General features: G+C 62.1%; 22 protein-coding genes and 1 tRNA gene. 16 read left to right on the top strand and 7 right to left on the bottom strand.

Going from position 1 to position 24,850, the window contains the following annotated elements; genetic code table 11:
- Positions 1 to 42: 42 nt before the first annotated feature.
- The 4 genes from glpX to EP165_RS13360 form a co-directional block, all read right to left on the bottom strand.
- The gene (gene glpX, locus EP165_RS13375) at positions 43 to 1,020 is read right to left on the bottom strand and encodes a class II fructose-bisphosphatase (RefSeq protein ID WP_127523310.1); all 978 of its coding nucleotides are present in this window, start codon (positions 1,018 to 1,020) and stop codon (positions 43 to 45) included.
- A gap of 135 nt (positions 1,021 to 1,155) precedes the next feature.
- On the bottom strand, positions 1,156 to 2,469 hold the full coding sequence (locus tag EP165_RS13370) for a homoserine dehydrogenase (protein ID WP_127523309.1): 1,314 nt from the start codon (positions 2,467 to 2,469) through the stop codon (positions 1,156 to 1,158).
- Between the two features lie 40 nt (positions 2,470 to 2,509).
- Positions 2,510 to 3,727 carry an LL-diaminopimelate aminotransferase gene (locus tag EP165_RS13365; protein ID WP_127523308.1) on the bottom strand — a complete coding sequence of 406 codons (1,218 nt, stop codon included), beginning with the start codon at positions 3,725 to 3,727 and terminating at the stop codon, positions 2,510 to 2,512.
- Between the two features lie 81 nt (positions 3,728 to 3,808).
- Positions 3,809 to 4,129 carry a hypothetical protein gene (locus tag EP165_RS13360; RefSeq protein ID WP_127523307.1) on the bottom strand — a complete coding sequence of 107 codons (321 nt, stop codon included), beginning with the start codon at positions 4,127 to 4,129 and terminating at the stop codon, positions 3,809 to 3,811.
- 122 nt (positions 4,130 to 4,251) lie between these two features.
- On the opposite strand from EP165_RS13360, the gene EP165_RS13355 reads away from it, so the two are divergent.
- The 12 genes from EP165_RS13355 (at position 4,252) to EP165_RS13300 (ending at position 18,243) form a co-directional block, all read left to right on the top strand.
- Positions 4,252 to 6,081: a PHA/PHB synthase family protein gene (locus tag EP165_RS13355; protein ID WP_127523306.1), complete on the top strand. Its 1,830-nt coding sequence runs from the start codon at positions 4,252 to 4,254 to the stop codon at positions 6,079 to 6,081.
- Positions 6,082 to 6,302: 221 nt separating this feature from the next.
- Positions 6,303 to 7,625 carry a YcbK family protein gene (locus tag EP165_RS13350; RefSeq protein ID WP_245440137.1) on the top strand — a complete coding sequence of 441 codons (1,323 nt, stop codon included), beginning with the start codon at positions 6,303 to 6,305 and terminating at the stop codon, positions 7,623 to 7,625.
- Positions 7,626 to 7,697: 72 nt separating this feature from the next.
- A tRNA-Glu gene (locus EP165_RS13345) sits at positions 7,698 to 7,773 on the top strand.
- 184 nt (positions 7,774 to 7,957) lie between these two features.
- Positions 7,958 to 9,391 carry a tetratricopeptide repeat protein gene (locus tag EP165_RS13340; RefSeq protein ID WP_127523305.1) on the top strand — a complete coding sequence of 478 codons (1,434 nt, stop codon included), beginning with the start codon at positions 7,958 to 7,960 and terminating at the stop codon, positions 9,389 to 9,391.
- A 56-nt stretch (positions 9,392 to 9,447) separates the two neighbouring features.
- Positions 9,448 to 11,883, top strand: coding sequence for a DNA ligase D (ligD, locus tag EP165_RS13335; RefSeq protein ID WP_127523304.1), 2,436 nt, complete (start codon positions 9,448 to 9,450; stop codon positions 11,881 to 11,883).
- Positions 11,884 to 11,910: 27 nt separating this feature from the next.
- Entirely contained in the window at positions 11,911 to 12,762 is an 852-nt protein-coding gene (ku, locus tag EP165_RS13330) for a non-homologous end joining protein Ku (RefSeq protein WP_127523303.1), read from the top strand.
- Positions 12,759 to 13,844, top strand: coding sequence for a tetratricopeptide repeat protein (locus EP165_RS13325; protein ID WP_127523302.1), 1,086 nt, complete (start codon positions 12,759 to 12,761; stop codon positions 13,842 to 13,844). Before ku ends, EP165_RS13325 begins: the two co-directional genes overlap by 4 nt.
- On the top strand, positions 13,841 to 14,479 hold the full coding sequence (locus EP165_RS13320; protein WP_127523301.1) for an alpha/beta hydrolase family protein: 639 nt from the start codon (positions 13,841 to 13,843) through the stop codon (positions 14,477 to 14,479). Before EP165_RS13325 ends, EP165_RS13320 begins: the two co-directional genes overlap by 4 nt.
- Positions 14,476 to 15,246 carry an exodeoxyribonuclease III gene (xth, locus tag EP165_RS13315; protein WP_127523300.1) on the top strand — a complete coding sequence of 257 codons (771 nt, stop codon included), beginning with the start codon at positions 14,476 to 14,478 and terminating at the stop codon, positions 15,244 to 15,246. The genes EP165_RS13320 and xth overlap by 4 nt, the downstream gene beginning before the upstream one ends.
- Before the next feature lie 105 nt (positions 15,247 to 15,351).
- Complete coding sequence (gene map / locus EP165_RS13310) at positions 15,352 to 16,182, top strand: type I methionyl aminopeptidase (protein ID WP_127523299.1); 831 nt, start codon at positions 15,352 to 15,354, stop codon at positions 16,180 to 16,182.
- Between the two features lie 72 nt (positions 16,183 to 16,254).
- Positions 16,255 to 17,001 carry a RadC family protein gene (gene radC / locus EP165_RS13305; protein ID WP_127523298.1) on the top strand — a complete coding sequence of 249 codons (747 nt, stop codon included), beginning with the start codon at positions 16,255 to 16,257 and terminating at the stop codon, positions 16,999 to 17,001.
- Between the two features lie 27 nt (positions 17,002 to 17,028).
- Positions 17,029 to 18,243, top strand: coding sequence for a lipid-A-disaccharide synthase-related protein (locus tag EP165_RS13300; RefSeq protein WP_127523297.1), 1,215 nt, complete (start codon positions 17,029 to 17,031; stop codon positions 18,241 to 18,243).
- Between the two features lie 44 nt (positions 18,244 to 18,287).
- Here EP165_RS13300 and EP165_RS13295 read toward each other — a convergent pair whose 3' ends face one another.
- From EP165_RS13295 to tpiA, 3 genes are all read right to left on the bottom strand, one after another.
- Positions 18,288 to 19,004 (bottom strand): L,D-transpeptidase family protein, encoded by a 717-nt coding sequence (locus tag EP165_RS13295; RefSeq protein ID WP_127523296.1) that lies wholly within the window; start codon positions 19,002 to 19,004, stop codon positions 18,288 to 18,290.
- A 180-nt stretch (positions 19,005 to 19,184) separates the two neighbouring features.
- Positions 19,185 to 19,544, bottom strand: a complete 360-nt coding sequence (secG, locus tag EP165_RS13290; RefSeq protein ID WP_127523295.1) for a preprotein translocase subunit SecG — start codon at positions 19,542 to 19,544, stop codon at positions 19,185 to 19,187.
- A gap of 151 nt (positions 19,545 to 19,695) precedes the next feature.
- Complete coding sequence (gene tpiA / locus EP165_RS13285; protein ID WP_127523294.1) at positions 19,696 to 20,460, bottom strand: triose-phosphate isomerase; 765 nt, start codon at positions 20,458 to 20,460, stop codon at positions 19,696 to 19,698.
- Between the two features lie 147 nt (positions 20,461 to 20,607).
- On the opposite strand from tpiA, the gene EP165_RS13280 reads away from it, so the two are divergent.
- From EP165_RS13280 to moaC, 4 genes are read left to right on the top strand one after another with little or no spacing between them, the layout of a single operon-like run.
- Positions 20,608 to 22,491: a SurA N-terminal domain-containing protein gene (locus EP165_RS13280; protein WP_127523293.1), complete on the top strand. Its 1,884-nt coding sequence runs from the start codon at positions 20,608 to 20,610 to the stop codon at positions 22,489 to 22,491.
- A gap of 10 nt (positions 22,492 to 22,501) precedes the next feature.
- Entirely contained in the window at positions 22,502 to 23,524 is a 1,023-nt protein-coding gene (trpD, locus tag EP165_RS13275) for an anthranilate phosphoribosyltransferase (RefSeq protein WP_127523292.1), read from the top strand.
- Positions 23,524 to 24,348 carry an indole-3-glycerol phosphate synthase TrpC gene (gene trpC, locus EP165_RS13270; RefSeq protein WP_127523291.1) on the top strand — a complete coding sequence of 275 codons (825 nt, stop codon included), beginning with the start codon at positions 23,524 to 23,526 and terminating at the stop codon, positions 24,346 to 24,348. The genes trpD and trpC overlap by 1 nt, the downstream gene beginning before the upstream one ends.
- 4 nt (positions 24,349 to 24,352) lie before the next feature.
- Complete coding sequence (moaC, locus tag EP165_RS13265) at positions 24,353 to 24,844, top strand: cyclic pyranopterin monophosphate synthase MoaC (RefSeq protein WP_127523290.1); 492 nt, start codon at positions 24,353 to 24,355, stop codon at positions 24,842 to 24,844.
- Positions 24,845 to 24,850 lie beyond the last annotated feature (6 nt).

The following is a 24,850-nucleotide window of genomic DNA, read 5'->3' as shown; positions in this document are numbered from 1 at the left end:
CTGCCCGGCGGAAGGCCGCGGCTGCCGAAATCCAGCGCGAAGTCAGAACTTGTCCATGTCCTGGTGCCGCGCCTTGATGCTGCGCACGGTTTGCGACGAGGAGCGCATCACGATTGTTTCCGTTTCAATCGAATCGCGGCCGAATTTCACGCCCGAAAGCAGGTTGCCGTCGGTTACACCCGTCGCGGCGAACAGCACGTCGCCGCGCGCCATTTCCTCCATCGTGTAGATCTTCAACGGATCGGAAATACCCATCTTGGCGGCACGCGCAATCTTGTCGTCCGTGTTGAGCTGCAGCCTTCCCTGCATCTGGCCGCCGATGCAGCGCAGCGCAGCTGCCGCAAGCACACCCTCCGGCGCACCGCCCGAGCCCATATAGATGTCGATGCCGGTTTCATCGGGATCCGTGGTGTGGATCACACCGGCAACGTCGCCGTCTCCGATAAGCCGGATTGCCGCGCCCGTGTCGCGCACGGCTTCGATCAGCCGGGCATGCCGCGGCCGATCGAGAATGCAGGCGGTGATATCGTTCACCGCCACGCCTTTGGCCTTGGCTATATTGGCAATGTTTTCAGCCGGCGACGCATCGAGATCGACAACTCCTGCAGGATAGCCGGGTCCGACTGCGATCTTGTCCATATAGACATCCGGGGCATAAAGCAGGCTGCCGCGCTCCGCGATTGCAATCACGGCCAGCGAGTTTGGCAAGTTCTTGGCGCAGATCGTGGTGCCTTCCAGGGGGTCGAGCGCAATGTCGACCTCTGGCCCGTCACCGGCACCGACCTCCTCGCCGATATAGAGCATCGGCGCTTCGTCGCGTTCGCCCTCGCCGATGACAACCGTGCCCCTGATCGGCAGCCGGTTGAGCTCCGCCCGCATCGCGTCCACGGCGACCTGATCGGCCGCCTTCTCGTCGCCGCGCCCGCGCAGCCGCGCCGCCGCCACCGCTGCGCGTTCGGTCACACGCACCAGTTCGAGCGTCAGGATGCGGTCGAGGCCGGATTGGACGGGCTTGGCCATGTAGTGTCTCCGGAAAAGCATGCGTTGGATATGTCGGCAATCCTTCTGTCAAAGGACATTGCCGCCATCAAGTGACAGCATCGCGACCCAACAAACTGAATCGATTGAACTTTTGCAAAACCGCCGAAACGCGCTTCAGGTAGCGCGTTCGATACGGATCACCTGGGCCTTATCCACAAGGTGGCCGTCCCGCGTTACACCGTCCACCGCTTTGCGAACCGCAGCCTCGGTTGTTTCGTGTGTCACCAGGATGACCGTCTTGTGCGTATCGGGCTGGCCAACACTTGCGTGTTGGACAATCGATTCGAGGGAAATCTTGTTGTCCGCCATCCGCTTGGCAAGAGCCGCGAATACGCCGGCGCGGTCGTGCACGGTGAAACGGATAAAGTAGCCGCCGGCGTGAGCGCGCATCTGCGCCCGCTTGTATGGCGCGAGCTGTTTGGCAGGGCGCCCGAAAACAGGGGCGTGCTGGAAACCCGGGCGGCTCTTGGCGATATCGGCAATGTCGCCCACAACGGCGGAAGCCGTGGCGCTGCCGCCGGCCCCCGGCCCCGACAACAGAAGTTCACCCAGAATGTCGGTTTCGATGGCCACGGCGTTGGTGACGCCATGCACCTGCGCAATCACAGAGGCAGTCGGCACCATGGTCGGGTGCACGCGCTGCTCCACACCTGTGTCGGTACGCTGGGCGACACCCAGAAGCTTGATGCGATAACCGAGCTCCGCGGCGGCCCGAATGTCAGCCTGGGTGATATTGGAGATGCCTTCGAGATAGATATCCTCCGCGGCGATCTTGTGGCCGAAGGCCAGGCTCGAAAGAATGGCGAGTTTGTGAGCGGTGTCCTGCCCCTCGATATCGAAGGTCGGATCGGCTTCGGCATATCCCAGTCGCTGTGCATCGGCGAGGCAGTCGGCAAACGATATACCCTCAGCCTCCATGCGGGTGAGGATGTAATTGCTGGTTCCGTTGAGGATGCCGAAAACGCGGCTGATCGTGTTGCCGGCCATCGATTCGCGCATTGTCTTGATGACCGGGATACCGCCAGCGACTGCAGCCTCGTAATTGAGAACGACACCGCTTTTTTCAGCCCGCTCGGCGAGAGCGATTCCATGTTTTGCGAGAAGAGCCTTATTGGCGGTTACCACGTGCCGGCCTGCTTCCAGTGCCGCCTTGACGCTTGCCAGAGCAGCACCTTCCTCGCCACCGATCAATTCGACAAAAACGTCGATATCGGCGGAACGCGCAAGGTCGACCGGATCGTCGAACCATGTCACGCCGGAAAGGTCGATGCCGCGGTCGCGTTTCCGGTCGCGGGCCGACACTGCCGTCACCGTCAGGTTCCGCCCGCATTGCCGCGTCATCTCGGCTGCCTTCTCGGCAAGCACTCGAACGGTCGAAGCACCAACCGTGCCCAAACCCGCAATTCCGATCCGCAACGCGTCGGCCATAATCCCGGCGTCCCCTCTTCCTGTCTGTCAGTAATATGTCTCAGCGGCGGGCGTTCAGCGCCACCACGTTGTCCGGTTTGGCGTCGGCGGAAGCCAGAAACCGCTTGATGTTTCGTGCCGCCTGGCGAATGCGGTGTTCGTTTTCCACCAACGCAATGCGCACGAAATCGTCGCCATGTTCGCCAAACCCTATGCCCGGTGAAACAGCGACATCCGCCTTCTCGACCAGAAGCTTGGAGAATTCGAGCGACCCGAGCTCACGGAACGGCTCCGGGATCGGCGCCCAGGCGAACATGGTGGCGGCGGGAGCCGGCACCTGCCAGCCCGCGCGGGCAAATGCGTCCACCAGCACGTCGCGGCGGCGGTGATAGATCGAGCGCACCTCCTCGACCTCTGCGCCATCCGAATTCAGGGCTGCTGTTGCCGCAACCTGAATCGGCGTGAAAGCGCCATAGTCGAGATAGGATTTGACACGCGTCAGCGCCGCGATCAGCCGCTCGTTGCCGACGGCAAAACCCATACGCCAACCCGGCATCGAAAAGGTCTTCGACATCGAGGTGAACTCGACCGTGACATCCATCGCGCCCGGCACCTGCAGCACCGACGGGGGCGGATTGTCATCGAAATATATCTCCGCATAGGCCAGGTCCGACAGCAGAATCAGCTCGTGTTTGCGGGCGAAAGCGACGACGTCCTTGAAGAAATCCAGTGTTGCGACATGCGCCGTCGGGTTCGACGGATAATTGAGGATCAGCGCGAGAGGCTTGGGGATGGAATGGCGGATGGCGCGTTCCAGCGCCGGAATGAAACCCTCGTCCGGTTCAACCTGCATGGAACGGATCACGCCGCCCGACATAATGAAGCCGAATGCGTGGATCGGATAGGTCGGGTTCGGGCACAGCACCACATCGCCCGGCGCTGTGATCGCCTGGGCCATATTGGCAAAGCCTTCCTTGGAGCCCAGCGTGGCGACGATCTGCCGTTCGGGGTCGAGCTTTACACCGAACCGGCGGGCATAATAGTTCGCCTGCGCGCGCCGCAGGCCGGGAATGCCGCGCGACGAGGAATAGCGGTGGGTGCGCGGGTCGCGCACGACATCGCACAATTTGTCCACGATGCTCTGCGGCGTCGGCAGATCGGGATTGCCCATGCCGAGATCGATGATATCGGCGCCGCTGGCGCGAGCGCTCGCCTTGAGCCTGTTGACCTGCTCGAACACATAAGGCGGTAGCCGGCGAACCTTGTGAAACTCTTCCATGGCGTTTTCCGTCGGAGGCGTGAACGCGGCGGCTATACACCCAATCACCCGACGGGTCGATAGAAGCCGCCGGTTCCGCCGCTAATTCTCGATTTCCTCAAGCGTGTCCTGGGCATGCGACTTTTTCAGCTTCTTGAGCCGGTCGACATCGTTGTTTGCGGTGGTTGGAAGCGACTTCTGTGCGGCACGCTGGGTTTTCAGCGCCGCGAGCCGGTCAGCGGCTTCTTCGTCGGTGAGTTGTTCTGTCTCGGCCCGCGGCGGTATATTGAGGTTGGGGTAGCTCCCGGTATTGCGCGCGCCGGGCACCGCATCCTCGAGCGAGGCAGACACGCATCCACCCGCGATTGCGAGCACCGCCAGAAGCAGCCATGCGCGCAGAAATTTCACAACAGCCAACGTCACCGCGAGGCGTTCCCTTTCGCTGTTCCCTTGAGCCGCGTCAAATTGCTGACGCAGTTGGACGTGTAGGGACTTGTCATTGTAATATGTCAACAAAAAGCACGAGTGGGAGGCTCGGCGCCGGCATGAGCGATCCGCGCGAAAAAGTCGAAGACGGCAAGGCTGAAGACAGCGGCGTCGAGCAATACATCGTCAAGGATCCGGAGCGTTTTGCGCTGAATTTCGCGCGCATGATCGAGGAAGCCGGCAAGGCGGCCGCTGCCTGGGCCGAGCCGCGCGAAAAGGGTGAAATCCGCGACACGGTTTCCGACCCTGTGACCGACATGGTCCGCACCTTCTCCAAACTCACCGAATATTGGCTGTCCGATCCTTCGCGGGCACTGGAGGCGCAGACCCGCCTCTTGTCCAGTTATATGACCATCTGGTCGAACTCGGTGCAGAAACTGAGCGGCAACACGCGCGATGACCTGGTCGAGCCCGAACGGGGCGACAAACGTTTCCAGGATCCCGAATGGGCAAGGAATGCCTTCTTCGACTTCCTCAAGAAGACGTATCTCGTGACCTCGCGCTGGGCCTCTGATCTGGCGGAGGAAACAGGAGGGCTCGACGAGCACACCCGCCACAAGGCCCGCTTCTACATCAAGCAGATCACCAACGCGCTCTCGCCGTCGAATTTCGTACTCACCAATCCGGAGCTGTTCCGCGAAACCGTGGCCAGCAATGGCGAGAACCTGGCGCGCGGCATGCATATGCTCGCCGAAGACATCAAGGCTGGCCATGGCGAACTCAAGCTGCGTCAGTCGGATGCGTCCCGTTTCGCCGTCGGCGAGAATATCGCGACGACCCCCGGCATGGTCGTGGCCCGCAACGACCTCGTGGAGATCATCCAGTACGAGCCGACGACCAAGAAAGTACTGCGGCGCCCTCTGCTGATCTGCCCGCCCTGGATCAACAAGTTCTACATTCTCGATCTCAACCCGGACAAATCCTTCATCCGCTGGGCGGTGGAGCAGGGCCACACAGTATTCGTCATTTCCTGGGCAAATCCCGACGAACGTCACGGCCGCATGGACTGGGACGATTATTTCGAACTCGGCCTCGGCTTTGCACTCGACACGATTGAAAAAGCGACTGGCGAGAAGAAGGTCAATGCGATCGGCTACTGCGTCGGCGGCACTTTGCTTGCGGCGTCCCTCGCCAAGATGGCACGCGATGGCGACGATCGGATCCGTTCCGCGACTTTCCTGACTACGCAGGTCGATTTCACCTATGCAGGCGACCTGAAGGTGTTCGTCGACGAAGAGCAGATCGCCGCTCTCGAAAAGGCCATGAACGAAAAAGGCTATCTCGACGGCACGCGCATGGCGACAGCCTTCAACATGCTGCGCTCCAGCGAGCTGATCTGGCCTTACGTGGTCAACAACTACATGCGCGGCAAGGCGCCGATGCCGTTTGACCTGCTCTACTGGAACTCGGATTCGACGCGCATGGCGGCGGCCAACCACTCCTTCTACCTGCGCAACTGCTACCTCGACAACAATCTGAGCAAGGGCAAGATGCGGCTCGGCGGCAAACCGGTCTCGCTCTCCGATGTCAAAATACCGGTCTACAATCTGGCGACACGCGAGGATCACATAGCCCCGGCGAAATCGGCCTTTATGGGGAGCACCTTTTTAGGCGGTGACGTCGAGTTCGTGCTGGCCGGCTCCGGTCACATCGCAGGCGTGGTCAATCCGCCGAAAGCCGGCAAGTATCAGTTCTGGACCGGCGGCAAACCGGAAGGTGAGTTCGACCATTGGCTCGCCAATGCGGAGGAGACGCCGGGATCGTGGTGGCCTCATTGGCAAAAGTGGATCGAATCGCAGGATAAGAAGCGCGTCGACGCACGGACACCGGGCGACAAAACCGAGCTTCTGGACAGAGCGCCGGGCTCATATGTGAAGGTGCGCGTTTGAATTTGCGGTCCCGGCTGCAATTCGTTAGTTTGCAGCCTGTGATTTCCGCCACAGGTTCAAACGCACAACAGTGCTTGTTGGCCAGCGGATGTCGCTGCTAGGGGCAAGAACACTTTTGGTGGGACAATCCGGCGGATTCGTTCGCGTCGGCCTTACCGAAAAACCGGTTGAGAGTGTCTGCAGCCGCGATGCGGCGATGACAAACGCAAAAGGAAGAAAACTTGCAGGCTGACGGAGTGACAACGCCGGCCACTCGTGGGTTTAAGGTCGCATGTCGTGGCGGCGTTGCCGGGCTGGCAGGGTTGATGCTCGCCTCATGCAGCACCTCGTCAGACCCCTTCACGCAGCTTGGTCTCGTCGCTCAGCCGGGCTATCAGCAGCAGGCACCCCAGATCGCAGACGCACAGGCCGCTACCGACGAACGGCAATTCGCTGTCTCGGGCGACGATCCGGCTTTACCCGAACAGGTCGCGTCGAACCCCTCACCCGCCGATGGCAGCGAGCCGGCTGTGGTCTCCGGCGGCGAAACACAGCTCGCAGCTGTGCTGCCGACAGCGGATGATGCAACGCTCGCTGCCCGCATGGGTACCGGCGGCGCCTATCTTGAAAGTGTTCCCGCGGTAGCCGCCCCGCGGGCCGCGGTCGAGCCGGAACCGCGCCGGCGCGGTTTTTTCTCCGCCCTGTTCGCCAAGACCGACCACCGCAGGGCACCGCCGACGAATGTTCAGCAGCCGACAGCTCCGGCACCCCCTCAGATTGCTGAAGCAGACATTTCTCCGGTTTCCGGCCTGCCGCAGGCTGAGGAACCCACTCAAATAGCCACCGCAGAGGCTGCCGATCCGGTCGATGTTGCGCAACCGACGGCATATGTGGAGAACCGCCCTCCGGAAGCCGTGCCGCAGGCGCCTGCAAAGCGCCGCAGCTTCCTCTCCGCGTTTTTCTCAAATTCCGAGGCTACTACGCCGCGGGCGGCGCAGAAACCTGAGCCGGTGATGCTTGCCGCGGCCCAGCCTAGCCAGTCTTCCGCTGCAGGGTTTTACAGCGAGAAGGCCCTGCCCGGGGTAAGGGACACCGACAACCTTTACGAAATCAAACGCAAATCGGGCACGAACGACCACAGCGACATCGACATCAACGAGAACAACGATGTCGAGCTTGCCTTGGCGCCTGGTTTTGCGCGGCTGGCGCCGAACGGTCTGACGATCCAGACCGACAGGGTCGACGTCGCGTGCCTGAAACCATCGCTGGTGCGGGTGCTCAAGGCGGTCGAAGGGCATTACGGCGAAAAGGTCGTCGTTACGTCCGGCTATCGCAGTCCGCAGCATAATCGCCGGGCGCGCGGCTCCAGCAATTCGCTGCATATGTATTGCGCTGCAGCCGACATCCAGGTTCCCGGCATAGGCAAATGGGAACTGGCGCAGTTCTTGAGGACGATGCCGGGTCGCGGCGGCGTTGGCACTTATTGCCACACCAAATCCGTGCATATTGACGTGGGTCCGGAGCGCGATTGGAACTGGCGCTGCCGCCGGCGCAAAAGAAAGTAGAAAAATCTTCGCATCAAGCGGGCTTTCCGGGTTGCCGGGCAAAGCGAAGCTGTTATAAGCGCTCCGTTCCGCGCGCCCATCGTCTAGCGGTCTAGGACGCCGCCCTTTCACGGCGGAAACACGGGTTCGAGTCCCGTTGGGCGTGCCAGAACATCTCTCCTGCCTTTCTGCAATGACAACAGCTTAAACAAATCGCGCGCCGCCGTTCGCTTTCGGCGGTCACTGTTGTTAAGCTCATCCCGAGGGTCTGAAGCGTACGAGCATGCGATCAGACGCATACAGGTCTCATCGTTGTTCTCGGGCGTTTCGGCCACTGGCTGGGAGGTGGCACGATGCGACTGTTGCTAACATTGGCGTTGTCGATGTTTGCGGTTTCGGCTTTTGCCGACACTGAATCGGACGAGCGGGATTGCGCCAACCGAAAGCTGGATGCCGAACAGCGCATCGAAGCCTGCGACCGGCTGCTTGCCGCTCCCTCTGTCAGCGATGCGGTACAGGTCCGGGTGCTGCGCAATCGGGCCGACGCGAAAGAGCAGCTCGAAGATTGGGACGGCGCGGTCGCCGACTACCAGACAGCGCTTGGGATAGATCCGCAAAATCCCGGTCTGTACCGCGATCTCGGCTGGGTCCGCCTGCAGATGAAAGACTATCAGGCCGTTGTGACCGTGCTCGACAAGGCGATCGAGTTCGACCCACGCAGCGCCTGGTCGTTCCAGCATCGCGGCATTGCCTGGGCGCGCCTCAAAAAATACGACACGGCGCTCGCCGACTACAATCGTTCGCTTGAGCTCGACCCGCTGCGCCCCTCCGCTCTGCGGGCGAGAGGTTATCTCTACGTCAAGCTCGGCGAACACGAAGCTGCGCTGCCCGACTTCGATCAGGTGCTGGCACTGGAGCCCTACAACGCCGCGCTCTATTCCGCGCGGGCCGCGGCGCATGAGGAGCTCGGCCACCGGCAGAAAGCGCTGCATGACGCCGAAGTCGCGCGCTGGCTCAACCCGAACCTGGGCCTGCCGGACAGGATCATCGAGCGGCTCTCCGCGCCAAGTGGCATGGCCGATCCAGGCTCTGCCGATTTCGATGCGCCGGATGAAGGGCGAACGATGGTTTACCTGGAGCTGGTCATCAGCCCGCAAGCCAAGCTGTCGCCCATGGAAGAAGCGATCGAGGATCTGATCAACTTCTTTCGCCCCGTCGTGAAACCACTGCCCGAACGGCGCAGCTTTGTTTCCCGAACCGCCGGCGCAACGGACGCGGATGTGACCACTGTCAGCACGGTTCAGACCCATGCGACCAACGCCGAGGCCCAGGCGGTCGACTATTTCCGGACGATGTTCCCGACCGTCATTCCGGGAGGCCAGGGCCCCGACCTTCACATCGCACGCCAGCTTGAGGCCCTCGCAGGTCTCTGGCCCCTCAAGGCGGGAGCGTCTGCACAGGGCTCGGGCGACATCTTCGTCGTGTGCCCGGAATCAGGGCCCATGGTGATGATGCTGCAATGCGCACCGGACGAGCAGGTGCCCATGGGCAATGTCGACTGGAAAACGACGGTCGAAGGCTGGGAGGATGTCGTGGTGCCGGCGGGAACCTTCGGGGCCTACCGCATCCGCCATTCCGAGCAGACCACGATCAATATGTTCGGCCGGCCGATCCAGCGGCAGGACGAGTTCACGCTCTGGTATTCGCCCCAGCACAAATGGTGGCTGAAGCGAGAGGTTGCCGCGCAGGACAAGGTGAGCCTGTCGCTCGCAACCGAGATCGAATGATCGGGCGCTGCCGTCCATCTGGTTTTTGGCCGGCGCACGTGTAGTCTTTTCGCCAGATGGCGTCTCTGAAAGACTATAAATCGAAGCGCGATTTCGCCCGCACGCCGGAGCCGACAGGTTCGGCGGCCGCGGGTGCTGGAAACCGCTTCGTCATCCACAAACATTCCGCCACAGCCGATCACTACGATCTGCGGCTTGAGCTCGATGGTGTGCTGAAGAGCTGGGCGGTGCCGAAGGGGCCGTCGCTCGACCCGGAGCAGAAGCGCCTTGCGGTCGAAACCGAGGATCACCCGCTCGAATATATCGATTTCGAGGGCGTCATCCCGGAAGGCGAGTATGGCGGCGGGCCAATGATCGTATGGGATACCGGCGTCTGGGCACCGATGGAGGACCCGGAAAAGTCACTCGCCAGCGGTGCGTTCAAGTTCCGGCTGGCGGGCGAGAAACTCAATGGCGGCTGGATGCTCGCCCGGCTGAAATCCAAGCAGGGCGAAACCAAACGCAACTGGCTGCTTTTCAAGGAGCGCGACCAGGCGGCGGCACCCGATGTCGATATCCTGATGGAGCGCCCGGAAAGCGTGAAAACCGGACGCCGCATCGAAGAACTCGTCGCGGCACCAGACAAGAAAGCCGCCTCCCGAGCCAAGCCACCCAAGGTCGCGCGCCTGCGCGGCGCCGTGAAAGCCCCTTTCCCGGCTGGCCTCAAGCCGCAACTGGCGACCGCCGCCGATGCTCCGCCCGTGCAGGGCAAGTGGCTGCACGAGATCAAGTTCGACGGCTACCGCACGCTGGTCGAGATCGACAGGGAAGCCACACGCATGATCACGCGGAGCGGCCTCGACTGGACGAAGCGTTACTCCGCACTTGCCCGCGCGTTCTCCGCACTGCCCTGCAAGCGGGCGGTCCTGGATGGCGAGGTCGTGGTGCCCGACGATGACGGCATTACTCGCTTTGCCGCCTTGCAGGATGCGCTGTCGGCAAAAGCCTCCGAGCAACTCGTCTTCTACGCCTTCGATCTGCTTTATCTCGACGGCTACGACCTGCGTCAGCTGCCGCTGGAAAAGCGCAAGGAACTGCTGAAACAACTGCTCGATGCCGCTACCCCCAAACCCGCTGCAATCCTCTACAGCGATCACATTGAAGGTGACGGCAAAGCCTTCTACGAGCGCGCGTCGGAGATGGGGCTTGAAGGCATCGTCTCCAAACGCGCCGACGCCAAATACGAGCAAGGCCGCTCAAAGACCTGGCTCAAGGTGAAGGCGCAGAAGACTGGCGATTTCGTCATTGGCGGCTACACGCCTTCCGAAACGAATAGCGGCCTCGGCTCGCTTGCGCTGGGCGAATGGCAGGATGGCGAGCTGGTTTTTGTAGGCGGGGTAGGCTCCGGCTTCGACAATGCAACACTCAAGATGTTGGTCGAGCGGCTCGAGCCGCTGCGCGCCGGGGCGCCTGCGTTCGAAGGCACGCCGAAGGACGTGCTGCCCGTCAAACCGGTGCTTTCCGCCCATGTCCATTTTTCCAATCGCACAACAAGCGGCATGCTGCGCCACGCTGTCTACAAGGGGCTGCGCGAAGTCGAGCTTTCCGCAGAGCCCGCCCGCCCCCGCAAGCGCCTCATCTCGGATGCCGACCTCGCAGGGATTTGGGTCACAAACCCGCAGCGGCGTGTGTTCGGCAAGACCGGCGCCACCAAGCTCGACATCGCAATCTACTACGCGGCGGTGGGCGACTACATGCTGCCACACATTCTTGGCCGCCCCGTCTCGCTGATGCGCTGCCCGACCGGTCGCCCGCAGGACTGTTTCTACCAGCGCCATGCTTTTTCCGGCATGCCGCCATCGCTGGCTACCTTCGACATGAAATCTTCCGACGGTGAAACAAAGCGCTACATCGCCATCGAAGACGCCAAGGCCTATCTGGCGCTGGCGCAATTCGGTGTGGTCGAGCTTCACGCATGGGGATCGATGCGCAAGCAGCCGGAAAAGGCCGACCGCGCGGTGTTCGACCTCGATCCGGGCGAAGGCATCGGCTGGCGCGAGATCGTGGAAGCGGCGCTGCATCTGCGACAGCCGCTCGAAGACATGGGACTGGTCCCGTTCGTGAAGACATCGGGCGGGCGCGGCGTCCATATCGTGGTTCCGATCAAGCCCGGGCCGAACTGGAAGCGCGTTCACGCCGCCACCGGCAAGATCGCCGAAAAGCTGGCCGCGTCAGCGCCAGAGCTTTTCACCACCACAATGGGCAAGGCGAACCGCAAAGGCCGCATTTTCATCGACTTCCACCGCAACGCGCGCGGCGCCACCGCGGTGGCGCCCTACTCGCTTCGCGCACGGCCCAACCTGCCCGCCTCCACCCCCCTTTCCTGGGCCGATCTGGAGTCAATCGACGCGCCGGAGGATTTGAATTATTCTACGTTGCCTGGGCTGTTAACTTCTTCAGGCGATCCTTGGGCTCAGATCGGCGACAATGCCCGCGCTCTGCCGGGCGCATAGCCTTGAGTATTTGCGTAGGAGACGGTGATGGCACCACGCGCCACCTGGAAAGGTCATTTGCGATTGAGTCTGGTGAGCTGCCCCGTGCGGCTCTACAACGCCACCAGCTCGAAGGACCGGATTACCTTCAATCAGTTGCACAAGGACACACACAACCGGATCAACATGAAGCCGGTTGATCCCGAGCTCGGCCTTGTCGAGCGGTCCGACCTCGTGAAGGGCTACGAATACGAAGACAAGAAGTACATCATCATCGACAGTGATGACCTCGACAACGTGAAGATCGAATCCAATCACACGATCGGCATCGAGGCCTTCGTCGACGAGGGTGAGATCGACCCGCTCTATCTCGACGCGCCCTATTATCTGGCGCCCGACGGCGCGATGGCGGAAGAGACCTTCGTCGTTCTGCGCGAGGCGCTCAAGAAGGCCGGCAAGGTGGCTATCGCCCGTCTGGTGCTGTCGAGCCGCGAACGAGTCATTACGATCGCGCCGCGCGAAACCGGCATGTTCGTCTGCACGCTGCGCAATCCGAACGAAGTGCGCGGCACCGCCGAATATTTCGACAACATTCCCGTCGGCGAACCCGACAAGGAAATGCTCGACCTCGCCGAAAAGCTCATCGAGCAGAAAACCACCGAATTCGATCCGAAAGACTACGAGGATCGCTACGAGGCCGCCCTGATGGCGATGATCAAGGAGAAGCTCAAGGGTCATAAGCCGGTCATCGCGGCCGCACCCGAGCGTGGCGGCAATGTCATCAACCTGATGGATGCGCTGAAGGCGAGCCTTTCCGACAGCAAGCCGCCGGCAAAAAGCAAGAGCAAGCCGGCCGCGGCAGCCGCCAAGCCGAAGAAAGCGACCAGGAAGAAGGCGTGACGACCGGCGCGGGCCAAAGCTTCGGCATTATCGGCCCGCTTGCCGCCTTTCCGCTGCGCCTGGCGGTGCGCCACGCGAACCGGGTCGGCTCCAAAGCCGGCCGCGGCGTGCGCCGGCAGACCACGCACGCCGTTGTCGGGCGCAAGCTTCTGGACAAGGAAAACCGCGTGCGCATTGCCGCCAGGCTCGAAGCGGCCCGCCGGCCCGGTCTCGAAGTCCTGAGCGAAAACGGCTTCCTGCGCGTACTCGGCCTCAAGGCAATACCTGACGGCGCAACGCTCGAAATAAGCGCGCTGCTGCAGCAATCCGGTCTTTCCGAGCATGATTTCGAATTCCTCAGGCTCTTCGACGCCTTCGAAAGCGATGCCGACCCCTTTACCTTTCGCGACGCAATTCTGGCCCGAAAATTCGCCGGGCTGATCGCGGGCGGCGCGGACTGGCACGATATTGCCCGCTCGATCCACCGCTCCGGTCCGGTGTCTTCGCTGACGGCAAAGTCGCTGCATCCGGGCGGCCAAGGCGCCATCTATGCGCGCCACGACGAAGGCATGGCCGAACTCAGCGGCCAGATGCTTTTCGATCTGGGCGGAGACGATTCCGGTCTGGACGATGTATTTGCTGACGCCGAAGAAGCTGAGGCAGACGGCGAATTCGACCTCGCAATCACGCTTTATGCCCGCTGCCTGGCGATCGACCCCACCGACGCAGTAGCAGCCTTCAACCGCGCCAATTGCCTGCGCGCGATGGGCAGAGAGCAGGAAGCCGCGAACGACTATGTACGTGCGTTGAAACACGATCCGGGCTTTGTCGAAGCCTGGTTCAACCTCGCCGATCTCACGGTCGAAACCGGCAGCGCGGAAACCGCGCGCAGCCATCTGCGCCGCGCACTAACGATCGAGCCGGGCTACGCGGACGCGATCTTCAATCTGGCCCGGCTGGAGTTCGAAGCCGACGAGTTGGACGAGGCAAGGCGCCTGTGGAGCCGCTACCTCGAACTCGACGACGCCTCGGAGTGGGCGCGTACCGCCCAGCGGGGTATCCAGTTCGTCGATCTGCACATGAGCCAGAAATCGACCGCATGACCGACTTCCTTTTCGATGGACCTGACGCGGCACCAGTGACAGTGCTCCTCGCCCATGGCGCGGGCGCGCCGATGGATTCCAAATCGATGGACGCAGCGGCCAAGGCACTGGCTGCTTGCGGCCTGCGCGTCGCCCGCTTTGAATTCGGCTATATGGCCGCTCGACGCTCGGGCACGCGCAAACCGCCGCCGCGAGCCGACAAGCTCAATCCAGAATATCTGCAAGCGGTCGAAAACCTCGGTGCCAACGGCCCGCTGATCATCGGCGGCAAATCGATGGGAGGCCGCGTCGCCTCCATGGTTGCCGACGAGCTTTTCTCCGAGGGCCGGATCGCCGGCCTGCTCTGCCTGGGCTACCCCTTCCACCCACCTGCCAAGCCGACCCAGCTGCGCACCGCTCATCTGGCTGACCTGCGGACACCTGCCCTGATCTGCCAGGGCACGCGTGACGAGTTCGGCACCCGCGAGGAAGTCAGCGGCTACGATCTTGCACCCGGCATCGAGCTTCTCTGGCTGGAAGATGGCGACCACGACCTGAAACCGCGCAAGAAAATCTCCGGCTTTTCCGCCGACGACCATCTGAAAACCATGGCGCAGACCGTGACTGACTGGATTGGCCGCCTCACCTCGCCATGAAGATCGCCACCTTCAATATCAACAACGTCAACAAGCGGCTGGCCAATCTATTGCACTGGCTTGAGCTTGCAGAGCCCGATGTCGTCTGCCTGCAGGAACTGAAGGTCGAACAGGACGCGTTTCCGCTGGATGCTATCGAGAGCACTGGCTATTCGGCCGTCTGGCAGGGTCAGCGAAGCTGGAACGGCGTTGCCATCCTGTCGCGTGTCGGCGCGCCCGTTCTGACACGAACCGCTCTGCCCGGCGACGATGATGACCGGCAGGCCCGCTACATCGAAGCGGCGGTACGCGGCGTTCTTATCGCCTCGATCTACGCGCCCAACGGCAACCCGCAGCCCGGCCCCAAATTCGACTACAAGCTTGCCTGGCTGGAGCGGCTCTCCCGCCATGCAACCGCGCTGCGCAAGACAGGAGCGCCGGTGGTGCTTGCCGGCGACTACAATGTCGCACCGACCGAACTCGATATCTACGACACCAGATCCTGGGACGATGATGCGCTCATCCAGCCGCAGAGCCGAGCCGCGTTCCGCAAGCTGGTTGGCAGAAGCTGGACCGATGCGCTGCGCCATCGGCATCCCGACGAACGCGTCTATACATTCTGGCGCTATCGGCGAAGCCGCTGGCAGCGCGACGCAGGCCTGCGGCTCGATCACCTGCTTTTGAGCCCCAATCTGCGCGACCGCCTCACCGATGCCGGCGTCGACCGCGACGTGCGTGCGCTGGAGGGTGCGAGCGACCATGCTCCGGTCTGGATAGAGCTGGAATAGACGAACGTAAGGCCCCTTACAGGCCCGGGACTTGCAGCGGCAGCCATCTGATGCCAAATCAGGGATGCGCCGCAGGCGAACGGCGCGCAACCGGAAGAGTTCCAGATGGTCACTTATGTCGAAGCCGACGTGGCGCCCTCACGCAATACCGGCCAGATAAGGCTCTATGGCGCAGAAGCGTTCTCGGGTATGCGCAAGGCGTGCGACCTGACTGCTCGGGCGCTGGATGAACTGGTCGGCATGGTGCAGCCCGGTATGCCGACAGCAGATATCGACCGTTTCATCTTCGAATTCGGCATGGATCACGGAGCGATACCCGCGACGCTGAACTATCGCGGATACACAAAATCCTCCTGCACCTCGATCAACCACGTTGTCTGCCACGGCATTCCCGATGAGAAGCCGTTGCGCGACGGCGACATCGTCAACATCGACGTTACATACATCCTCGATGGCTGGCACGGCGATTCAAGCCGCATGTATCCGGTCGGGACCATCAAGCGCGCCGCCGAACGCCTTCTCGAAGTGACGCATGAGTGCCTGATGCGCGGTATCGATGCCGTAAAACCCGGGGCACGTACCGGAGCAATCGGCGCGGCCATACAGAGCTATGCCGAAGCCCAACGCTGCTCGGTTGTGCGCGACTTCTGCGGTCATGGCGTTGGTGCGCTTTTCCATGACGCACCGAACATTCTGCACTACGGCTCCCCACAGGAAGGCGTGGAGATGCGTGAAGGCATGATCTTTACCATCGAGCCGATGATCAATCTCGGCCGGCCGCAGGTAAAGGTGCTGTCCGACGGCTGGACGGCGGTGACGCGCGACCGCTCGCTTTCGGCCCAATACGAACACACCGTCGGCGTAACGAAGGATGGCTGCGAAATCTTCACGCTTTCGCCCGCGGGCCTTGACCGGCCAGGCCTCCCTCCAACATGAATAAAGCCACGCAACCGCCTTTAATTATGTCATTTTCCGGCACCAAGTATCAGAACTCGGGCATCGGCTGAAATGGCGCACGCGGACGACGAGAAGCGGTTTTTCGCCGAAATGCCTCCGCCGGCCAGACCCGGAAAAGAGGACCGGAAACCGCACTATCATGGCCACCGGCAAAGGCTGCGCGACAGGTTCCAGCAGAGCGGCACAGGCACACTTCAGGATTACGAACTGCTGGAATTGATGCTGTTCCGGGTGATCCCGCGCGCCGACACCAAGGCGGCGGCAAAAACGTTGCTGGCGCGTTTCGGCTCCTTCGCGGAAGTTCTTGGCGCACCGTTGAAATTGCTTCGTGAGGTGGAAGGCATCGGCGAAAGTGCAGCGCTTGAGATCAAGGTTGTCGCAGCCGCAGCCGAACGAATGGCCCGTGGCGCGGTGTCCGCACGTCAGGTTCTGTCATCCTGGACCGATGTGATTACCTATTGCCGCGCAGCCATGGCGTTCGAGCCACGCGAGCAGTTCCGAATTCTGTTTCTCGACAAGAAGAACCTGCTGATCGCCGACGAGGTGCAGCAGACCGGCACGGTCGATCACACACCGGTTTACCCGCGCGAAGTCGTGCGCCGCGCGCTCGAGCTATCGGCGACTGCAATCATCCTCGTTCACAACCATCCTTCGGGCGACCCGACGCCCTCGCGGGCAGACATCGACATGACCCGCACGATCATCGATACGGCGAAGCCGCTCGGCATCACCGTACACGATCACATCATCATCGGCCGCGACGGCCACACCAGCATGAAGGGCAGTCAGTATATCTGACCTGCCTACGCGGAGCGGCTTTCCAGCGTGACCAAGAAGATCCTGTTCATTTCCAACGGGCATGGCGAGGACACCGACACCTCCTATGCCATACGGGCGTTGCGCGAAGCCGTTCCCGACCTTGAACCGCTTGCCCTGCCGCTCGTCGGAGAAGGTGGTGCCTATCGCGGCATCGACGTGCCGATTGTGGGGCCTACGCTCGTGCTGCCCTCGGGCGGTTTCACCTATGTCCAGCGCAGCAAGCTGATCGGCGACATCCGGGCCGGTCTGATCGGCAACACGATCAATCAATGGAGGGCGATGCGCAGCATCGCGCCGATAGTAGATCTTGTTTTCGCAACCGGCGACACCTTCAGCCAGACTTTCGCATTCGGGTCGAAGCGCCCTTTCATCTCGTTTATCGCATCGCTTTCCGCACTCTACGAAGGCAAGCTCAATCTCGACCCGCCGCTCAGATGGTATTTTCGCTCGCCCCGCTGCCGGATGGTGATCACCCGAGATTCGGCTACCGCCATCGACCTGAAGCGCCAGGGTTTTCCACGCGTTGCCTATGGCGGCATGCCAAGCATGGACTATTTGCTGCCTGGCGGAGTCGATCTGCGTGTGCCTGCGGGAGCCGCCACCATTGGGCTGCTCCCCGGCTCCCGCATCCCGGAAGCCGAACGCAACTTCCGCCTGCAGCTGCGTTTTGCCGAGAAGGCAGTGCGGCTCGCCGCGGAGATGCCCGGGCGCAAAGTGCTTGCCTTTCGCGCCGCGCTTGTGCCGTCACTGATGTCGCGCGCGGTCGATCTCGCCACAGCTGAAGGCTGGGCGATGCTGGCCAAAGGCGTGCTCCGCAAGAAAATCGCCAAGGGTGTGACGGCCGAAATCCGTTGCTACGACAATGCATTCGCCGACATTCTGGAAGCGTCGACGCTCGTTGTCGCCATGGCCGGACAGGCAGCGGATCAGGCGCTTGCGCTTGGCAAACCGTCCTTGATGTTTCCCGGCGAAGGGCCACAGTTCAATTACCGCTTCGCTGAAGCACAGTACCGCATCCACGGCGACCTGTCGGTGCTGGTCGGTGACCGCCCGGCGGATGACGAGATACTCGGCGCATCGGCGCGACGGCTTATCGAATTGATCGGCGATGACGCATTTCTGGCAAAGGCAGCCGAAAAAGGGCCGCAGCAATTCGGCTCCAAAGGTTCTTCAGCCAGAATCGTCGAGACGGTACTTCCGATCCTCGACGCGGTCACCTAGCCGACGGACCGTTGGGCAGACCCGGCGAACCGTGCCCCGGAAGTCTAGAGAACCACGACCTGAGTGCCCATGCGCACGCGCTTGTAAAGGTCGATCACATGATCGTTGATCATGCGGAAGCAGCCATTCGACGAGGCAGTGCCGATCGTCTGCGGCTGGTTGGTGCCGTGGATGCGGATATGGGTGTCGCGTTTGCCCTGATAGAGATAGATGGCGCGCGCGCCGAGCGGGTTGTTCACGCCGCCGTCCATGCCGTCCTTGTAGCGCCCGTATTTGCCGGGTTCCCGCTTCTGCATGTCCTTGGTCGGCGTCCAGCGCGGCCACTCCTGCTTGTCGCCAACGGTGGCGGTGCCCGAGAAGCCCAGGCCTTCGCGGCCGACCGCGATAGCGTAGCGGCGGGCGCTGTTAAAACCTTCGATCAGGTAGAGATATTTGTTCTTTGGATCGATGATGATCGTGCCGCGGCGGTATTTGCTCTGATAGTTCACCGACTGCGGCTCGAACGATTCCTTGACCTTGAAGCGGCGCTTCTTGTTTTTTGCATCAAGCGCCTTGTCGAGCTCCTTGGTCTCCGGCAGCAGCTCCTTCTTGCCACCGAACAGGCCGCTGAACAGCCCTTTGGACTCATAAACTTCGCTGCGCAGTTCGCCCTTGTTGACGACGGCAATTTCGTAGGCCTCGTCCTTCGCGGCTGCCTGGCCGGCCGGCAAGGCACAAACCACCACAAATGCGCCAATCAATACCAAATTGCGAAAAAGCATGGCCTCGCCCCAAAACCGGTGTTCGCTTGCTTGTTTGACAGCCCGGGCGCAGCGGCCCGACTTTCTTTGCCATTCATAGCGCCGCACCTGCCTTGTGCTCAAGGCAGGCTTCAGGTCTCGGCAAGAAATTTTACGTGATCTCGCGCGCCGTTGCCGTTTGGCAACGGCTGCCGGCGTCCCTTACTGGTTGGGAATCGCCGGTTCTTCGGCAGGGGCAGATTCTGCCGGCGCCTCATTGCCGCCGAGCTGATCCAGAATGCCGCCGCTCTGCTCCGTGCCGCCTGTCGAGGGCAGACGCTCGAGAATGTCGACGGGCTGTGCGCCATAGCGGGCAATGATCGACAGCGCCAGCGAGGTGGCGAAAAAGGCCACGGCCAGAAACGCGGTCGTGCGCGTCAGCGCATTTGCAGCACCGCGGGCGGTCATGAACCCGGAACCCCCGCCGATACCGAGACCCCCGCCCTCGGAGCGCTGAAGCAGCACGACGCCGACGAGCGCAACGACGACAAGCAGGTGGATGACGATAACGATGGTTTGCATTTGAGGTTCCGGAAGCTTTCGCGGCCAATTGTACGCCGCTTATGGTTCGCGCGGCGGAATATACGCATTTCGTGGCTTTTCCAAGCCCCGAAGGTCCAAGTCGATATGGTTCGTCCGCACCGTCAATGCAATGACCGGCACCGCCGGGGGCTCAAATCTGCTGATAAGCCTCGGCAATCGCCAGAAAATCGGCGGCCTTAAGGCTGGCGCCGCCGATCAGGGCCCCGTCGACATTTGCCACAGCCAGCAGCTCGCGTGCGTTTCCAGGCTTGACCGAGCCACCGTAGAGCAGGCGCATCTTGTCTGCCCCCGCTCCCAGCTTTCCGGCAAGCTGCGCACGAATATGCGCATGTGCCGCCGCAACATCGTCCACGGTCGGGGTAAGCCCGGTGCCGATCGCCCACACGGGTTCATAGGCGACAACGGTATTATCCGGTGTCGCCGATGCGGGTACCGAGCCTTCGATCTGGCCCGATAGCACCTCCAGCGTGCGGCCGGCATCGCGTTGCTCGCGCGTTTCGCCGACACAAATGATCGAAACAAGCCCCGCGCGCCATCCGGCTTCCGCCTTCTGCGCCACAACAGCGTCGGTTTCGCCATGGTCGGCGCGGCGCTCGGAGTGGCCGACGATCACATGGCTTGCACCGGCATCTTTTAGCATCTCCGCCGAAACGTCGCCCGTGTGCGCCCCGCTTTCATTGACGTGGCAGTCTTCGCCGCCGGCAGCGACCGGTGTGGCCGACAGCACTTGCGCAGCGCGCGCCAGCAGCGTCGCCGGCACGCAGATCAGCGCGTCGGCTTCCGTATCCAGACCCCGCATGAAACCATTGCCGATCAGCGTCAGCTCCGGCAGCGATGCCGAAAGGCCGTTCATTTTCCAGTTGCCTGCAACCAGCGGGCGAATTCCGGGCGTCATCGACAAACTCCATGCATGTTAGCGGCGAGAACGCACTCAGGCGCCGCGCCTGACTACCAAAAACGTGACACAAAGCAATCGACACTGACCGGCAAGGACGCTATTGCCGTCATTTGCATCGTTTTCGACGGAAAAACCGGACCATTCATGCTCGACAGTCTTCGACAAGCCGCCACCACCTGGGTCGCAAAGTTGCTCCTCGGCCTCCTCGTCCTCAGCTTTGCGGTGTGGGGAATCTCCGGCTCGATTTTCGGCGGCCCCGGCAACAGTGTTCTCACTGCTGGCGAAACCAGCGTTTCGATTGTCGAATACCGTCTGGCCTATGATCGCCAGCTCAACGTCATGTCGCGCCAGTTCGGCACGCGTTTGACCCGCGAGCAGGCGGCCGCGCTCGGTATCGACCAGCAGGTGCTCTCGCAGCTCGTTGCAGGAGCGCTCCTCGACGAGCAAGCCTCCGAGATGCGCCTTGGCCTGTCCGAAGACAGGCTCGCGCAACTCACCGCGGAAGATCCCGCATTCCATGGCCCCGATGGTCGATTTGACCGTCAGCAGTTCGAATTTGTGCTGCGCCAGGTCGGCATGCGCCCGGAAGACTATCTGCGCAATCGCGAGCGTGTAGCCATCCGCCAGCAGATCGTGGACGCAGTAGCCGAAGGCCTGCGAACGCCGGACGCATATCTGCGCGCCGTTGCGCTTTATCAGGGCGAGGACCGCACCGTTGAACTGATGGTCATGCCCCGATCCATCGTTGAGCCCATTGCAGACCCGACCGATGCGCAGGTGACGACATATTTCGATGACAACAAGCAGCGTTATGCCGCGCCGGAGTATCGGGGCATCGCCTACATCAAGCTCGAGCCGGAAGACATTGCCGACGAGGACGCCGTCCTGCCAGACGCGGTGGAAGCCCGCTACAACGACGACATCGACCGCTACACAACGGCTGAAACGCGCCGCATCGAGCAGCTGGTGTTCGCCAGTGAAGACGACGCCAAGGCCGCGCTGGAGAAAATCCGGGCCGGCACCAGCTTCGAGGACATCGTCGCCGAACAGGGCCGCACCATGGCCGATGTACTTCTCGGCACCTTTGCAAAGAACAGGGTTGCCGACCCGGCAATCGCCGAAATTGCATTCGGTTTGCCGTCCGGAGGCGTGAGCGACGTTGTCAAAGGCAATTTCGGATCCGTGCTCGTCCGGGTCACCGAAATCAAGCCGGCGAACGTCCAGCCGCTTGCCGAGGTCGCCGGAAAAATCCGCACCGAGATCGCTCTCGAGGAAGCGGCCAATGTGCTTCTGGATGTGCACGATTCCTACGAAGACGCCCGCGCCGGCGGCGAAACGATGCAGGAAGTTGCCAGCCGGTTGCGGCTTACCGTGGAAACGGTGGAGGCGGTCGACAGCCGCGGTCGCACGCCCGACGGCGGCGAAGTCAATCTGCCCCAGCAACGCGAACTGCTCGCGGAAGCGTTCGACAGCGACGTAGGCATCGAAAACCCGACGATCAACATCGGCGCGACCGGCTTCCTCTTCTACGAGGTTACGGACATCATCCCGGCGCGCGATCGCACGCTGGACGAAGTCCGCGACCAGGTCGTTGCCGACTGGCGCGACGATGAGGCGGCGACCCGGCTGGCACAGAAGGCGGAAGCGCTTCGCAAGGAGCTGGCCGACGGACGACCCTTCGCCGAGATCGCGGAAGAACTCGGGCTCGAACTCAAGACCCGGCGCGGCCTCAAGCGCGACAGCGAAGACCTCGACCTCGACCGCAGCGGCGTAGCGGCTGTTTTCGGCGTCGCGCGCGGCGAGACCGGGCTGGTCAGAGGCGGCACTGAGGGCTCACAGATTCTGTTCAAGGTGACGGAAGTCTTCGAGCCGGCAAGCGCCGGGCCGGACACCGTTGCCGAACAGACGCGCGAATCTCTGACCCAGGGTCTTTCCGACGACCTGCTCGACCTACTGGTTGCCGAACTGCAGTCGAAATACGAGGTGCGGATCAACCAGGGCGCCATCAACCAGGCATTGAGTTTCTAGGCGCGACGGAATGGCAGACCTCAAGAGCTTTATCGCCAAGGCCGCAAGCGGTGAGCCGCTGACGCAGGACGAGGCTCGCGGTGCGTTCGACATCATGATGTCGGGCGAAGCCACACCCAGCCAGATCGGCGGCTTTCTGATGGCACTGCGCGTACGCGGCGAAACTGTTCCCGAAATTGCTGGGGCGGTCAGCGCGATGCGGGCAAGGATGCTGCCGGTGGACGCACCGGACGATGCCATCGACATTGTCGGTACCGGGGGAGACGCGTCGGGTTCCTACAATGTGTCCACCTGTGCGGCGTTCATTGCGGCCGGAGCAGGCGCGACCGTGGCCAAACACGGCAACCGCGCACTCTCTTCCAAATCCGGCACGGCAGACGCTCTTGCTGCGCTCGGCGTGAACATCGAGATCGGCCCCGATGCGATTGGCAAATGCGTTCGCGGCGCGGGTCTGGGCTTCATGTTCGCACCTGCACATCACGCGGCAATGCGCCATGTCGGCCCCTCACGTGTCGAACTCGGCACCCGGACGATCTTCAATCTTCTTGGCCCTCTGTCGAACCCGGCCGGCGTGAAACGTCAGCTTGTCGGCGTGTTCGCGCCGCAATGGGTGGAACCGCTCGCACATGTGCTCAAGGACCTCGGATCGGAAGCAGTCTGGGTCGTTCATGGAGACGGCCTCGACGAAATGACGACAACCGGCGTTACGAACATCGCCGAATTGTCGAACGGTAGAGTCCGGACCTTCGAAATCACGCCCGAAGAAGTCGGTTTGTCCCGCACATCGCCCGACACGCTCAAAGGTGGAGACGCCAGACACAACGCAGCCGCGCTCAAGGCCGTTTTGAAGGGGGAGAAGAACGCCTATCGCGACATTGCGGTGCTGAACGCTGCCGGCGCCCTGGTGGTCGCAGGCAAGGCGCCCGATCTCAAGGCAGGTGTTGCGCAGGCCGAACAGTCTATCGACAGCGGCGCTGCCCTTGCTGCGCTCGAAAAGGTCGTCGCGATCTCCAACGAAGTTGGTTCAGGCTGATGCCCGATATCCTGAAGCGCATCGAAGACTATAAGCGCGAAGAGATCGCCGCGGCCAAATCAGTCATGCCGCTCGCGGAGTTGAGGGCCCGTGCCGCCGATGCCGGAAAGCCGCGCGGATTTCTTGCCGCGCTCGACCGCGCGCAAAGGGACGGCGGGTTCGGGCTGATTGCGGAGGTGAAGAAAGCGAGCCCGTCAAAAGGACTTATTCGCGTCGACTTCGATCCACCGGCGCTCGCCCGTGCCTATGAAACTGGCGGCGCTACTTGCCTTTCAGTGCTGACCGACAAGCCCTCTTTTCAGGGGGCGCCCGAATTTCTGACCGCTGCGCGAGCCGCGACCACCCTGCCCGCGCTGCGCAAGGATTTCATGTTTGAAACCTATCAGGTGCATGAGGCCCGCGCTTGGGGTGCCGATGCGATCCTTCTGATCATGGCGAGCCTCTCCGACGATGACGCCCGCCGTCTGGAGGATGAGGCATTCGCGCTCGGCATGGATGTGCTCATTGAAGTTCATGACGCGGCGGAACTCGAGCGTGCTTTACGCCTCAAATCGCGTCTGGTCGGTATCAACAACCGCAATCTGCGAACCTTCGAGACGACGCTTGAGACATCCGAGCGGCTCGCAGCGCTGGTGCCTGACGACCGGCTTCTGGTGGGCGAAAGCGGCATCTTCACACATGCCGACTGCCTGCGTCTGGCAAATTGCGGCATTAGGACCTTCCTCGTCGGCGAAAGCCTGATGCGCCAGGACGATGTGACAACCGCGACTCGTGCCCTTCTGGCCGGCGAACGCAGCGCGGCGCACAACCCGGCTGCGGAGTAGGCAAATGGGTGATCGCACCACCCTCACCCATATCGGCAGCTCGGGCTCGGCGCACATGGTCGATGTCGGCGGCAAGGAGGTGACGGTACGCCTGGCCCGCGCCGAAGGCAGGGTGACGATGACGGCACAGTCGCTGGAAACGATACTCGCGGGCGACGCCAAAAAGGGTGACGTACTCGGCACCGCACGCATCGCCGGGATAATGGCCGCAAAAAAGACAAGTGAACTGATCCCGCTCTGCCACCCGCTCCTGATCGACAAAGTGACGCTGGACATCGAACCCGACAGCGCCCTGCCCGGTCTGCGCGTCACCGCCGAGGTGCGTGTTTCGGGCAAGACCGGCGTCGAGATGGAAGCGCTGACGGCCGTCAGCGTCGCATGCCTGACTATCTATGATATGGCCAAGGCGATCGACCGGACCATGAACATCGGCGACATCCGTCTTGTCGAAAAAAGCGGCGGCCGCTCCGGCGATTTCAGACGCGGGGCTGATTAGGTTCGG

Source organism: Mesorhizobium sp. Z1-4 (genome assembly GCF_004000235.1).
Classification (GTDB): domain Bacteria; phylum Pseudomonadota; class Alphaproteobacteria; order Rhizobiales; family Rhizobiaceae; genus RCIO01.
The sequence above is the reverse complement of the archived record's forward strand: the minus strand, read 5'-3'. Positions and strand labels throughout refer to the sequence as shown.